The sequence below is a fragment of the Nitrosopumilus sp. genome (genome assembly GCA_029862745.1).
Classification (GTDB): domain Archaea; phylum Thermoproteota; class Nitrososphaeria; order Nitrososphaerales; family Nitrosopumilaceae; genus Nitrosopumilus.
This window is the reverse complement of sequence record JAOTWS010000001.1, coordinates 88,935-103,277: the sequence shown is the minus strand read 5'-3', so window position 1 is coordinate 103,277 and position 14,343 is coordinate 88,935. Positions and strand designations below refer to the sequence as shown.

General features: G+C 35.4%; 14 protein-coding genes and 1 pseudogene. 11 read left to right on the top strand and 4 right to left on the bottom strand.

Features of this window, described 5'->3' with window-relative positions; all coding sequences use genetic code 11:
* Positions 1-131 precede the first annotated feature (131 nt).
* Together OEM44_00670 and OEM44_00665 are read left to right on the top strand one after the other, a co-directional pair.
* On the top strand, positions 132-1,118 hold the full coding sequence (locus tag OEM44_00670) for a nitroreductase family protein (GenBank protein MDH3515311.1): 987 nt from the start codon (positions 132-134) through the stop codon (positions 1,116-1,118).
* Positions 1,119-1,197: 79 nt separating this feature from the next.
* Positions 1,198-1,999 (top strand): annotated as a pseudogene (locus OEM44_00665) (transcriptional regulator).
* Between the two features lie 49 nt (positions 2,000-2,048).
* Here OEM44_00665 and OEM44_00660 read toward each other — a convergent pair.
* Positions 2,049-3,431, bottom strand: a complete 1,383-nt coding sequence (locus tag OEM44_00660; protein MDH3515310.1) for a multicopper oxidase domain-containing protein — start codon at positions 3,429-3,431, stop codon at positions 2,049-2,051.
* A 106-nt stretch (positions 3,432-3,537) separates the two neighbouring features.
* Here OEM44_00660 and OEM44_00655 point away from each other — a divergent pair, with 106 nt between their 5' ends.
* Positions 3,538-3,690, top strand: a complete 153-nt coding sequence (locus tag OEM44_00655; GenBank protein ID MDH3515309.1) for a hypothetical protein — start codon at positions 3,538-3,540, stop codon at positions 3,688-3,690.
* Between the two features lie 115 nt (positions 3,691-3,805).
* Positions 3,806-4,168 carry a hypothetical protein gene (locus tag OEM44_00650; GenBank protein ID MDH3515308.1) on the top strand — a complete coding sequence of 121 codons (363 nt, stop codon included), beginning with the start codon at positions 3,806-3,808 and terminating at the stop codon, positions 4,166-4,168.
* 219 nt (positions 4,169-4,387) lie between these two features.
* On the opposite strand, the gene OEM44_00645 is transcribed toward OEM44_00650, so the two are convergent.
* A complete protein-coding gene (locus OEM44_00645) occupies positions 4,388-4,558 on the bottom strand; it encodes a hypothetical protein (protein ID MDH3515307.1) in 171 nt (56 codons plus the stop codon).
* A 151-nt stretch (positions 4,559-4,709) separates the two neighbouring features.
* On the opposite strand from OEM44_00645, the gene OEM44_00640 reads away from it, so the two are divergent.
* Genes OEM44_00640 through trpA form a run of 6 tightly spaced genes read left to right on the top strand, consistent with a single transcriptional unit; the run spans position 4,710 to position 10,438 of the window.
* Positions 4,710-6,059: an anthranilate synthase component I family protein gene (locus tag OEM44_00640; GenBank protein ID MDH3515306.1), complete on the top strand. Its 1,350-nt coding sequence runs from the start codon at positions 4,710-4,712 to the stop codon at positions 6,057-6,059.
* On the top strand, positions 6,056-6,652 hold the full coding sequence (locus tag OEM44_00635; GenBank protein MDH3515305.1) for an aminodeoxychorismate/anthranilate synthase component II: 597 nt from the start codon (positions 6,056-6,058) through the stop codon (positions 6,650-6,652). The genes OEM44_00640 and OEM44_00635 overlap by 4 nt, the downstream gene beginning before the upstream one ends.
* Positions 6,649-7,695, top strand: coding sequence for an anthranilate phosphoribosyltransferase (gene trpD, locus OEM44_00630; GenBank protein MDH3515304.1), 1,047 nt, complete (start codon positions 6,649-6,651; stop codon positions 7,693-7,695). Before OEM44_00635 ends, trpD begins: the two co-directional genes overlap by 4 nt.
* On the top strand, positions 7,688-8,464 hold the full coding sequence (locus OEM44_00625) for an indole-3-glycerol-phosphate synthase (GenBank protein MDH3515303.1): 777 nt from the start codon (positions 7,688-7,690) through the stop codon (positions 8,462-8,464). The genes trpD and OEM44_00625 overlap by 8 nt, the downstream gene beginning before the upstream one ends.
* Positions 8,461-9,651, top strand: coding sequence for a tryptophan synthase subunit beta (gene trpB / locus OEM44_00620; GenBank protein ID MDH3515302.1), 1,191 nt, complete (start codon positions 8,461-8,463; stop codon positions 9,649-9,651). The genes OEM44_00625 and trpB overlap by 4 nt, the downstream gene beginning before the upstream one ends.
* The gene (gene trpA, locus OEM44_00615) at positions 9,638-10,438 is read left to right on the top strand and encodes a tryptophan synthase subunit alpha (GenBank protein MDH3515301.1); all 801 of its coding nucleotides are present in this window, start codon (positions 9,638-9,640) and stop codon (positions 10,436-10,438) included. Before trpB ends, trpA begins: the two co-directional genes overlap by 14 nt.
* Before the next feature lie 180 nt (positions 10,439-10,618).
* On the opposite strand, the gene OEM44_00610 is transcribed toward trpA, so the two are convergent.
* A complete protein-coding gene (locus OEM44_00610) occupies positions 10,619-11,431 on the bottom strand; it encodes a copper-binding protein (protein MDH3515300.1) in 813 nt (270 codons plus the stop codon).
* An 80-nt stretch (positions 11,432-11,511) separates the two neighbouring features.
* On the opposite strand from OEM44_00610, the gene pyrG reads away from it, so the two are divergent.
* Complete coding sequence (gene pyrG, locus OEM44_00605; GenBank protein MDH3515299.1) at positions 11,512-13,113, top strand: CTP synthase (glutamine hydrolyzing); 1,602 nt, start codon at positions 11,512-11,514, stop codon at positions 13,111-13,113.
* A gap of 226 nt (positions 13,114-13,339) precedes the next feature.
* Here pyrG and OEM44_00600 read toward each other — a convergent pair whose 3' ends face one another.
* Positions 13,340-14,338 carry a sugar kinase gene (locus OEM44_00600; protein MDH3515298.1) on the bottom strand — a complete coding sequence of 333 codons (999 nt, stop codon included), beginning with the start codon at positions 14,336-14,338 and terminating at the stop codon, positions 13,340-13,342.
* Positions 14,339-14,343 lie beyond the last annotated feature (5 nt).

The following is a 14,343-nucleotide window of genomic DNA, read 5'->3' as shown; positions in this document are numbered from 1 at the left end:
TAAAGTTTGATTTGTTTTGTATGGCCCATTTTGATTACAAGTCCGGGCATTGAAATCCTCCTTATTACAGGAATATATGTTGCTTCTAGACCTTATCTTTTTTATTACAATTGGTTGCAAACAAGATGATGATGAAATTTACTACAGTAGAACCAGCTTATACCTCAAAACAAGGATGTAGATTGATATGGAAAGGAACTGATGAAGATGATTCTGATACCATAATACTTAACAAAGAGGATTTGGATTCTCTTGTTGAGATTTTAAAAGAAGATACAACAGGAACAGTTACACTTGAAGATCAAGTCAGCACCATTCTTGTAAATTCAGATGTTACTCTGTTTACATTACAGGGACACACACTGCTTGAGGCTGACACGTTTGAGCTCCAAAAACAAATCCTGGAATACGCCAAAATCCCACATGAGCCGCAATACGTCTACATTAGCTCAAAACAATTCTATCCATCTGTTTGGATCAGAGAAAATAAGGATAAAAAAGAAAAAAAATCGTCGTCTGATATTTCTGGAAAACAAATAACCCATCAATCTTTGGTGCATGCTATCCTGAATTCAAACCCCGAAAAGAAAGAAGAATCACATTCAGAATCTGACGTGTTCAGGATATTTGCATCAAGACGATCCACAAGAAAATTTACCAAGACCAAGATAGAAGACTGGAAAATTGATAAGATACTTGCAGCAGCTGACACTGCACCAACTGCAGGAAACTTTCAAGGTTTGAAGATATACTATGTCAAAAACAATACTACTAAGGAGGCACTAGTTGAGGCTGCAAACAAGCAGCCATACGTCAATGCTCCTGTAGTATTGGTGTTCTGTATGGATCCATCTAGAGTCAAACTAAAGTTTCCTCCAAATATCTTGGAAAAGTTTTCGATGCAGGATGCAACACTTGCAGCATCATATGCGCAGATTGCTGCTGCAGGATTGGGTTTGAGCTCAATATGGATAGGAATGATTGATGAGGAAAAGGTAAAGTCGATTCTTGGAACTGATCTAAGACCCTCGTCGATTCTTTGCATTGGATATCCTGACAAGAAAAGGCCTCCAAAGTCAAGACGAAAACTCAAGGAACTAATCGAAGTCATAGAATGATTTCTTTCGTTTTACTATGTCACTAGTACAATCTTATTCCCATCTGATTTTTAAATAGCAGATTGGATAACAATTTCTCATGAATGATCTGATTGACGAGACTGCAAATTATGTTCTAGATCTTGCCAGCCCTCAACGACTTGCAATCTTATTCAAACTACTTGAAAAAGATTCAACCCCAACTCAGATTGCAAAAGAGATAAACTCTACAAAACAGGAGGTCCACCGAAATTTTACAAGATTAGCTGAAAGTGGTCTAATTAAAAAAAAACAATGATAGTAAGTACTGTCTAACAACGTTTGGCGAGATCGTATGCACCCAGGTGCCGACCCTTGTATTTCTCTCACAAAACAGAAAGTATTTTGAAGGACATAATATGGGAGACATTCCGCACAAGTTCAAAATCCGATGCGGCCAGCTTGCAAACGGTCAACACATCAAAGGATTCTCCAAGGTTATTGAAAAGTGGAAGTCCATTTACAAAAATGCAGATGAATATGTCTATGAAATTCTGTCCGAAGTTCCACTTGACCTTATTGAACCTCTGGTCAATCGCATCAAAAAAGGTATAAAGTTCAATTACATATTCTCCGAATCTGCAATTGTTCCAGAAGGTCGCAAGTCACTTCTAAAAAAACTTGGTTTTGATATACTGATGGAAAAAGGATTGGTTGAACGAAAGATGACAGATAATGTCCAGACTGTTCTGGTTCTAAGTGAAAAGGAGTCCTGTGTCTTGTTTCCAGACAAGAACGGAGAATCAGACATAAGTGAAATGTTCTACAGTGATGATCCTATGTTTAATGAGTGGTGTCTTGACTATTTTAGATACTGCTGGTATGGTTCAGATATTTTCAAGGAAAGCAAGCTTAAGGAATAATGTTCTTTCATTTTATGTGCAATTTTGGAAGCAAAAAAGAAGTATAATTCTAAATAACTAGAACTGCACCTTTCATCCAAGGATGAAGCGTACAGTAATAGTTGTATTCGCCAGACTCGTTAAATGTATGGTCCCAGTCTGCACCTGCCTGAATAAATCCTGAATCAAATAATGTAGATTCCTGCTCAGTTACAGTATGGATAACAATATCATCATTAGTCCAAGTTATCGTGGTGCCAGGTTCCACCTTTACTGCAATTGGTGCATAGGATTCTGTAATCTCTGGATTCCAAGAATCCTTGACAATTGATACCTTGTCTGCAGATACAGCACCATGCGTTGAAATGGGCACTCCTGCAGACCCCAAATCATCATATGTAATGATTTGAGGATCTTCTAATTTGTACAGTAAATCTTCTTGCCATGGAATCATCGACTTGCTTCCAGGAATATTGCTAGGCTGCTCTATTGATACTAGTTTAGAATCATCTTCTAGCACGTCAAGCATTGCCATGGAGCCACGCTCTTCTTGTATTCCATGAACGTGGAAGAGATACCTGCCAGATTCGGACCACTTGGCCTCAATTATTGCAGTGTCACCGTTTCCAATCAAATGAGTCTGTGCATAATACGGCTCGTTCCAAAGAATACCTGAAGGCCAGACCTTGAAGATTGTGCTATGAACATGGAATGGGGATTGCAAAACGCCACCTATTCCCATAACGTAGAATCGAGCAAGCTCATCTTCTACTACCTGAATCGGATTATCCATGTACTGGTTTGCATACCCGTTGATAGGATAAAATTTTGTGAACGTTGCAAGTGGATCATCTGGATCAAACTCACTTAATACAAAGAGGTATTCTCTTGCAGGCTCCATGTCGTGATGAACTGGATCAATTATCATTGCTCCGAACATTCCCATTCTTACATGTTCTGTTGTAGGAAACGCATGACAATGATACATAAAGAATCCTGCCTCATGTGCCTTGAAGGAGTAAGTGTACTCTTCTCCTGGATTGATCATTGGGAACACTCCATCATTTGCAGAGTTGTGAGTTCCATGAAAGTGAATAGTGTGTGCATATGGTGTATCATTTACGAATTTGACCTCAACCTCATCACCCTCATCAAATCTCAATGTTGGTGCAGGAACTGTTCCGTTGTATGTCCAGACCATTGCCTTGACTCCCTTTGATACCTCAATTTCTGCATCTTGTGCAATTAAGGTATAGTTTCGTTTTTGCGGATTTGGATTATCAGCCCTTGGATAAATGTCATTTTCAGTTATTCCTGCGGCATGAATCTGTTGATCCTCTGCCTGAATAATTATGTTGGAATTTGCCATGTCAATAAAATAAAATGATGCAGAACCTACGCCAATTATTACACCAATAACGATATACCAGATTGGCTTTATCGTACTGGTCATCATTGTTCATGATACTGTACAGGTATAAAAGGTGGTCAGCTGTTAAGCTTACCTGTAAGCCTAACCTGAGACTATGCTCTATGAACGTCAACATCATAGTATTATCATGAAAGCAAATCAAATACAAAAACCAATGAGCAATTGGGACAAAATGGTTCATGCACCATTTAAAAAAGTAGTAAAATTCGATCTCATCTGCATGGGAATCGGTGTAGTGATGGGCATGGGCATAGGAGCATTCCTAGTATCACACATCTAGGAATTGTCTTTTTTTCATTTTTATTATAATACACCAAAGATATGATAAAATCATGATTTTTAGTTTTCTGAAAAACCCTGACAGGAGGTTTGTCTTATCATTAGAGTATTTGATTTTGTCTCTTGTAATTTTTTATTTTGTTGTGTTGTTTTTCTCTGAATACAAAACACTTGGCTTGGAGACTCCAATAATTGAAATTCCACAGCAGTTAAAGCAGATTAATGAAGTTGTATTGTATGTGATGCTTGGGTTGCTTTCATTTGAGTTATTATTAAAATATATGAAGATTAGAGATTGGAAACTGTTTTTAAAAAAATATTGGTTTGATGTCACTATGGTGATTCTTATCCCAGTATTTTCTGGAATAAAAATACTCAAAGCATTAAAAATTATAAAGAAAATAAAAGTTGCAAAGTATGGTTTCAAGGCAGCAGACAAGTCAAGAAAGAAGGTAGCAAAAAAGAGTCAGAAGAAATGATGGAAAAATATGGGTATGATATAGTTTATTCTGTATCACGAAAACACCAAGATAAATAATCTGATAAAATAAATCTAAACATGATAAAAATATTCAGCTGATCACATGCACATTCAGAATGTTTGTAGTGTGTTATTGAAAAGATATTAAAATTATTAGATTACTGTTATTTCCTATCTGAGTCTGCTAACATTACAGTAAATAATGTAAAATCACCAATCATTGTAATGAATAATGAACATCGCAAAATAGAACTATTCCGTTTGGCAAGGTTTTAGCTGATATGGAATGACCGTCTTCTAATCCTTTTCCACAAATATAACATTCTACCCTGCTTACCGAGGTAGGTATGTTTAGTGTATGCACGATTGTTTGTTTTACTCCTTGCATGGTGATTATATTACGATCAACTATCCTATAAAGGTACCGTACTATACCGTAATCGTTTTATGCCTGATAAATCAATAATTTCAGACCAAAGTGATCTATGCAAAGTCAAATCACCAATTTAAATAATAAACCTCTATAATCTTGTTTATGGGTGGACACCTTTGGAAAGACTCATGCAAAAGTAATACCACTAGATTTTCCTGAAAACCAATTTCAAATTTACAATAAAATTTCAAGAAATTATTCACATTCATTTCTCTTTGAATCGCTTACTGGTCCAGAAGTTCTAGCTGAAACATCAGTGATGGGTTTTGATCCAAAAATAATCTTCAAGGGATTTTCAGACAGAGTGGAAATAACTCAAAACAATAATCTAAAGATCATCCAAACCACAGACCCTTTTGAAGAGTTAAAGAAATTGTTGGGTAAGTCAGATGATCAAAGTTATCGATATCTCGGTGGTGCAGTAGGGGTTGTAAATTATGATGCAATAAGACTGGTTGAAAATATCAAAGACTCTCACAATTCACCACAACCATTAATGGAGTTTGGAATTTATGATGATGGTATATTGTATGATAATTTGCACAAAAAATTATTTTATTTTTATCATGATGAGAATCGATTTGACAAATTAATCATTAGCAATTACTCTTTTGGAGAGTTTCATTCAAGTGAGGTGAGACCAAACATGGACGAAAAAAAATTCTCTGAAATTGTAAACAAGGCAAAAAAATACATTCACGATGGTGACATTTTTCAAGTAGTATTGTCTAGAAAATTTGCATTTGATGTCAGTGGAGATTCTTTAACATTGTATAAAACATTACGAAATCTAAATCCATCGCCTTACATGTATCATCTAAAACAACATGACAAAACAATTATCGGTGCATCCCCTGAAATGTTAGTTAGAATAACAGATGATAAAGTAGAAACATTCCCAATTGCGGGAACTAGAAAAATCACTGATGATGAGGAGAAAAATAGTTTGCTAGCTGAGGATCTAATTCATGATGAAAAAGAATTGGCGGAACACACCATGCTTGTAGACTTGGGTAGAAATGATATTGGAAGAGTATGCAAGTATGGAACAGTTCACCCCGAGTCTCTAATGGAAATTAAACGATTTAGTCACGTTCAGCATATTGTTAGTCATGTTGTAGGTAATTTAGCACCTGAAAACGACATGTTTGATGCATTTCAGGCAGTATTTCCAGCAGGAACAGTATCTGGGGCTCCAAAGGTTCGAGCCATGGAGATAATCGATGAATTGGAAACAGAAGCAAGAGGACCCTATGCGGGAGCAGTTGGTTATTTTTCTTACAACGGATGCTGTGATTTTGCAATTGCAATTAGAAGCATATTCATCAAAGACAACAAGGGATTTGTGCAATCAGGGGCAGGCATAGTGTCAGATTCTATTGCCCAAAACGAATTCAAAGAAACAGAACACAAAGCAGGAGCTATGCTTCAGGCATTAAATGAGGCATCAAGTTGAAATTTCTAATAATTGATAATTATGATTCATTTGTGTACAACATTGCACAGTATCTGGGAGAGTTACAAGTAGAGTGCGATGTAATCAGAAATAACAAGATTACTCTAGATGAAATCAAAAAAAGAGATTATGATGCAATAATAATCTCTCCAGGTCCTGGCACTCCTGAAGATAAAAAATACTTTGGAATCTGCAGTGATGTGATAAAAAAATTAGGACCTCAAATACCGATACTAGGAGTATGTCTAGGACATCAAGGAATTATTGATGCGTTTGGTGGTAAAGTGGTAAATGCAGGATGTGTACGACACGGTAAGACGAGTCCAGTTGACCATACGAATTCAAAACTATTCAAAGGCGTGAATAATCCATTTAGAGCTACGCGTTATCATAGTTTAGTTGGAGACAAAACAGTGATACCAGATATACTGCAAGTCACTGCAGTAGCAGCTGATGATGGAGAAGTGATGGCAATACAACACAAAAAGTATCTAATTCAAGGAGTACAGTTTCATCCAGAATCAATAATGACTGAAGATGGAAAAAAGATTCTTGAAAATTTTATCAAACAAGTAAAGGAGAAAAAGAAATGATTTCAGAGATGATCTCAAAATTACAGGAAAAGTCAGATCTCACATATGATCAGATGAACCATGTAATGACCTATATTCTATCTGGTAAAACAAATGACTCTCAAAATGCCGATTTTTTATCATACCTGGCAGATAAGGGGGAGACTGATGATGAATTACTTGGAATGTTAGATAAAATGCAAGAATTCTCAGTTAAGGTAGAGCCTAAAAACAACGGAATCATAATTGATATGTGTGGAACTGGAGGAGATAGACTCCAGACATTTAACATATCCACTACTGCATCCTTTGTTGTTGCAGCTGCTGGCGGTATTGTGGCAAAACATGGAAATCGCTCAAGCTCAGGAATTTCTGGCAGTGCCGATATTTTCGAATATTTTGGATATGACTTGGATTTAGAGCCTGCAAAGATTGCAGACATATTACAAAAACATAACATCTGCTTTATGTTTGCACAAAAGTTTCATCCTGCAATGAGACATGTGTCTACTGCAAGAAAGAATCTGGGAAAAAGAACCGCATTTAATCTTCTAGGCCCTCTATCAAATCCAGCTGGTGTGACAAACCAACTAGTAGGGGTTTTTTCTACGGATTATTTAGAAAGACTACCATTAATCCTCCAAAAGAGAGGTGGCAAAAACATTATGACAGTTCGTTCAGATGATGGCATGGATGAGTTTTCTACAAGTTCAGTTAACCGTCTATGTATCTTAAAAAACAACAAAGTAACAATGAATGCAATTGATCCAGAAGTACTAGGTTTACACAAATCATCATTACAGGACATACAAGTTAATTCTAAAGAGGCTGCAATCAAATCATTTGTTGGCGTATTAAATAACACTGCAAACCAATCTATGATTGAGACTACTGCACTTAATGCAGCAGGTGGGTTAATTGTTGGAAACATATGTGAAAACTTTGAGGAAGCAATACAAATTGCATTAGACACGATAAAGAGCGGGAAAGCATTTTCATTGTTGAAAAATTTTGTTCAAGAGACAGGTGACATTTCAAAGCTAAAGGAGATCACTGATGGCTGAAAATATTTTGAGAAAACTTGTGAATAACTCACAGATGGCGATCAATGATGGTATTTACGAAATAGATGTCAATTTGAAAAAATCAACCAAAGATTTTAAACAAATTATCAAGATGAATCCCCACGCAACATTGCTAACTGAGATTAAATTCTCATCTCCCTCATTAGGTAAAATTAGAACATTGGCGGATCCTGTAAGTATTGCATCTCAGATGATTGCTGGAGGTTCAAAAGCACTTTCAGTATTAACTCAGCCACACTTGTTTAATGGTTCACCGGAGTACTTCATGAATGTAAGGCAGACAGTGGATGTTCCAATGTTAATGAAAGATATTATTATCGACAAAGTTCAGATTGATACTGCAAAAAAAATTGGGGCTGATTTTATGCTACTTATTCAGTCCCTTTTTGATCAGAGATTTTTATCTGAAATTGATGAGTTTATAGGTTATGGACACAAACAAGGATTGGAAATTTTACTTGAAGTTCACACTAACCAAGAGTTTCAAAATGCACTAAAGACAAACGCAGATCTTATTGGAATTAACAACAGAAATCTTGACACACTGGAAATTGATCTAAAAACAACAGAGAAAATTCTTTTAGGGTTTGAAAAGAAAAGACTAATTCTTTCAGAAAGTGGTATTGATACTCCTGAAGATATTCAATATTTAAAAAAGTGTGGAGCGGATGCATTTTTGATAGGTTCAAGTATAATGAAAAGTGACAACATTGAAGAACAAGTTAAAAAATTGGTGAATGCATATTGAAATATCCTATAAATGGTCGATTCGGTGAGTTTGGTGGGAAATACATACCAGAAACTCTAGTTCCTGCGATTGAAGAACTGGAAGAAAATTATCTTAAATTCAAAAATGACAGCAGTTTCAAAAAAGAACTCGATTATTATCTCAAAGTCTATGCAGGAAGACCAACGCCATTGTACTACGCAAAAAATTTGTCAGAAAAAATTGGCGGGGCAAAAATTTATCTAAAAAGAGAAGATCTGCTGCATGGAGGGGCTCATAAAATCAACAATACATTGGGTCAGGCAATTCTTGCAAAAAGAATGAATAAAAAAAGAATCATTGCAGAAACAGGTGCAGGACAACACGGGGTCGCAACTGCAATGGCATGTGCATCTTTGGGAATGAAATCTGAAGTGTATATGGGTTACAAAGATACGATGAGACAAAAACTTAATGTGTATAGGATGAATATGCTTGGCTCCAAAGTACATCCAGTAAAATCAGGTTCCATGACACTAAAAGACGCAATTAACGAAGCAATTAGAGATTGGATTACTAATGTGGAGACGACATATTATCTTCTAGGCTCAGCAGTAGGTCCTCATCCATACCCAGTAATGGTCAGAGATTTCCAAAGCGTGATTGGTAAAGAAATTAAATCACAAATGAAAAAAATTAACAACAAGGCACCAGATTATGTAATAGCATGTGTGGGTGGTGGTTCTAATGCAATTGGAACCTTTTATCCTCTGGTAGATACCAATGCAGAAATTATTGGGGTAGAAGCTGCAGGTCAAGGATTAAAATCAAAAATGCATTCTGCAACATTATCTGCTGGAAGCAAAGGAGTGTTGCATGGGATGATGACATATTTGCTTCAAGATAAAGAAGGTCAAATTACAGAAACGCATAGCATTTCAGCAGGATTGGATTATCCTGGAGTAGGACCAGAGCATTCATACTATAAGGATACAAAACGTATCAAATATCATTCTGCTACAGATAAAGAAGTAATAGATGCATTCTTAATATTAACAAGAACTGAAGGAATTATACCTGCCCTTGAATCGTCTCACGCAATTGCTGAAGCGATGAAGGTTGCAAGAAAAGGAAAAAAATCAGAATCAATCGTAGTTACATTATCTGGTAGAGGAGATAAAGATGTAGAAGAAGTACAAAACTATTTGGATAAACATGTCAAAGATTAAAGAAAAGTTTGCAGATCTTGCTGCAAAGAATCAAAGGGCATTAATTGCATACATTATGGTTGGATTCCCAAATGAAAAAGCAACAATTGCAGTTGTACGAGGATTAGTAACTGGTGGCGTAGATATTATCGAATTAGGATTTCCATTTTCAGATCCACTAGCTGATGGACCTGTTATCCAAAACGCAAGTAATGTGTCACTTCAAAATGGAACCACAATTTCCAAATATTTTAAAATTATTAAGAAGATCCGAAAAATGACCGACATTCCACTTGTAATGATGACGTATACCAATATCTTATTTCACACAGGGTATCCAAGGTTTATTGCAGAAGCTAAAAAGGCAGGAATTGATGGATTTATTCTTCCTGATATGTCAATTGAGGAATCAAAAGAGTATATTCAAGCAGCAAAAAATAACACGGATACTATCTTTCTAATATCCCCCAATACCAGTAAAACCAGAATACAGAAAATTTCCAAAGCATCAACTGGCTTTTTGTATCTCGTTGCAGTTTTTGGTACAACAGGAGTCAAAACAGGAATTAAAAGTTACACACTAGATGCAATTAAGAATGTAAAAAAACAGACGAAAGGAATCATTCCACTTGGTATAGGATTTGGTGTGTCAACTCCTGAAGACGTTAAAACGTATGTAAAGGCAGGTGCTGATGCAATAATTGTTGGTAGCGCATACCTGAAATTAATTAATAATACATCACAGGATAAACTAGAATTAAAAATTTCGCAGTTTACTAAGAGTCTCAAAAAACAAACCATTCTCTAATCCGTCAAAAGTGTGGCAGTCGTACACAAACTGGTTGAAGGGATTGTTATTTCCAGTTTTGACTGCCATACCAGATGTTCTCAAGGAATTTAGCTCAAAGAAAAATAAAAAAACTATGGTAAAAAAAACAAAAATTTATTAAAAAAAAGAATTTTTTTTATACACTTGTAAAGATCGTAACTATTTGAATAAAGAAAATTTAGAGCGAGCCATAAATAAAGTAGAAAATAAACCAATACTTAGTATACTAATTGCCAAGAATCCAAATTCAGGGATTACATGGGTGCCAATAATTTTAATCTCTCTAGAATGTGGTTCTATTGGAATTGTTAATTTGGTTCCAGTAGATGATTCTTCACTTGTAAAATCCACCATGTTTCCATCTACTAAAGCGGTGTTTGGTTCATCAATAAGATTTGAAGGCAAAATTAATATGATTTGTTCATTTAATGTATCGCCAGAAATAGTAAATGTTAATGTATTTCCTTTAGGATCTACATGAACCTCCTTTTGGAGATTGGTGTCTAAAATGTATTTGATCTTAAATCCTAAACCGTCATCGGTGTATCCAGAAGCTACACCATCAATTGATCTAACGCTTCCAGGATTATTCACTACATGAACTACTCCATTCATGTAAGGGTGTATGCTACAAAAGTAGTAAAAATCGCCAATGTCATTAAATTGTCTAGTGTAATGTTTTCCAGCAGTGAAAAAACCACTGTCAAAGAGACCATCTACTTGACCATCTTTAGTAACTGAAGTAATTGTGTGAAATGCAGTGTCTGCATTACTCCAAGTAACTGAATCCCCTGGATATATCGTGATTTTACCTGTAGTTACGCCTGTTGATTTTTCAGACCAAAAATAAGGAGCATTAGGATCTGCTGCACCTGATGGAATTTTAATATTATATGTTTCAGCAAAGGCCAAACTCCCAAATCCTATACTAAATAACATGAATAGCGATAAAGCAAAAAAGTCTACTCTCATATTATTGATGTATATAATCTGGTATTTCAACTATTCAAGATCGACAAAACATACAAAAACCAGATGCTTGTTTCATTGATGTGCAGACGAAGTTTATTTTTGTGACAGGAGGTGTAATGTCAGGTCTTGGAAAAGGTGTAACTACTTCCTCAATTGCAAAATTATTACAGTTAGTAGATCAAAAAGTATCATGTGTCAAAATAGATCCATATCTTAACTATGATGCAGGTACAATGAATCCCGTCGCTCACGGAGAAGTCTTTGTTACTGAAGATGGTGGTGAATGTGATATGGACATTGGAAATTATGAGCGATTTCTAAATCAAAATATTCTTAAAAGTCATAACATTACAACGGCTCAAGTTTACTCTTCTGTAATTGAGGCCGAAAGAAAAGGAGACTATTTAGGAGCATGTGTTCAGATTATCCCGCATGTGACTGATGAGATAAAAAATAGAATTAGAAAAATTGCAGAAGATGAAAAATTAGACTTTTTGATTGTAGAATGTGGGGGTACTGTGGGGGACATAGAATCGTTACCCTTCTTAGAGGCACTAAGACAGATGAAAGTTGAAGAAGGCCCCCAAGGTGTGATTTTTGTTCATGTGACATTAGCACCATCGCTTGATGTAGTAGGAGAACAAAAAACAAAACCGACTCAGCACAGTGTTCAGGAACTCAGAAGAATAGGTATTCAGCCAGATTTTTTGGCAGTAAGATGTACTCTTCCACTAGAAGAGAAAACCAAGAAAAAGATTGCAATGTTTACAAATGTCACACCAAAAGACGTTTTATCATGTCATGATGCAAAGTCCATTTTCAAAGTCCCACAGATGCTTCATGATCAAGGAATTATGGATTCGATATTTACAAAATTTGGAAAGGTTGGTATGGTCAATACATCTACCAAATGGGACCAATGGAATAAGATTACAGAAAACATGGTGAACCATGAAGGCCAGAAGATAAAGATTGCAATGGTTGGAAAATATGTTACACTTGCAGACAGTTATGTTAGTGTAAACCATGCACTGAAACATGCAGGAGCAAAAATAGGTAATTCAATTGATATAGATTGGATTGATTCAGAATCAATTACAGACTATAACATTTTATCAAAATATGATGGAATCCTAGTTCCAGGAGGATTTGGTATAAGAGGATCAGAGGGGATTATTCAAACTGCAAACTTTGCTCGTGAGAAAAACATACCCTATCTTGGAATATGCTTTGGATTTCAATTGGCAGCAGTGGCATTTGGAAGAAATGTCCTAAAGTTAGAAGATGCAAATTCTACAGAGATCAAAAGTGATGCAATAAATCCAATTGTAGATTTACTTCCAGATCAAAAAGATATTTCAGATATAGGAGGATCCCTTAGATTAGGTGCAAATGAAATATTCATTAAAGACAACACAAAGGCACAAAAAATTTACCATAGAACCATAATTAACAAGCGTCACAGACACCGATATGAAATTAATAAAAAATACCTTCCAGAATTTGAAAAAAATGGGTTGATATTTTCAGCTGAAAGTGATAATGGAAAAAGAATGGAGATGCTTGAGATACCATCACATAAATTTTATCTAGGTGTTCAATTCCATCCAGAATTTAATAGTCGACCTGGATTCCCAGAAGAAATTTTTGAAGCATTTGTAAAGGCATCTGCAGAAAAATAAACTCAATATTAGATGATGATTATTTAAAACTTGATAAATTATATGCGTTAAAAAAATTTTAAAAAAAGAATGATAACAAATTGTAATGTATGTGGCAGTAAAATGATGTTGGATAAATGAATTTTATTTACAGAAGTGTCTTGAAAAATATTCAAAATGTTGGTATATCTAGGCAAAATGACTAATCATATATCAGTAAATTTCCTAAAAAATAACATCAAAGAGATTATTCTATTCTAGATATTTCATAAATTTTCTGTCTAGCATCTCTAATTGATACCTTTTTCTTCACATATCCCTTTTTCAGCAAATGACTCAAGGCTAATCTGACAGTTCTATCTGGAAGTAATGTTTTATTTGCCAAATCTTTTTGGGTCAATGCACCCTCATATTCTAATGTCTTCAATAGTAATTTTGAGCTTGGAGGCATACTAAGTAATTCTCCTGCAAGATGTACTTTTTTTGCCAACGCAGAAATTGCTGTCGAGTCTTTTTTAAGTCTGATAATTTTTGCAGGTGGAAGGAATTGAGAACACTCAACAATCTTACTTACCTTGTATCTATCCAAACCATCAAGAATAACTTCACAGTGTAACCTTGCAGAGATGTCATCAATTTCAATTGAACTTTTGTTAGAAACAATAATTGGCCTTCTTGTAACATCCAGTGAGTTTACAGAAATTATTTCAAATACCGCAGAATCTTGAAACAGTACAGGACCACCTGCAGACATTGAGTAAGCTGAAGATCCAATTGGGGTTGATATAATTACCCCGTCACTGTTATCGTGCCATACTTCATCGCCATTTACTCGAAGTGTATGCTCCATCAACATTGCACTCTTTGATGAAAATACTGCAACATCATTTAGAACTGGGTAAACATTTTTTCCATCAATCTTTACTCCTAATCGTGGAACCTCTTCTACAACGTAATTTTGTCTTTTTAAAATACTAACATATGCCGAAAATTCTCTAAGTTCAACTTGAGCTAAAAAACCACTTGCCTCACCTTCACTCACTCCTAGTACTGGAGAGATGGAATCAAATGTCCTATGAAAATAATTTCTAACCCCCTTATCCCCACCTAAAACAATGACACAGTCCGATTCCTTGTTTTTAGATTTACCAATTGGAAACGACTTGATTCCTGAATCGTCAAGTATTTTCTTTATCGTCCTTGCCGCTGATTCAGTAGTTCCTGAACCATAAATTCCTATTTGCATAGAAG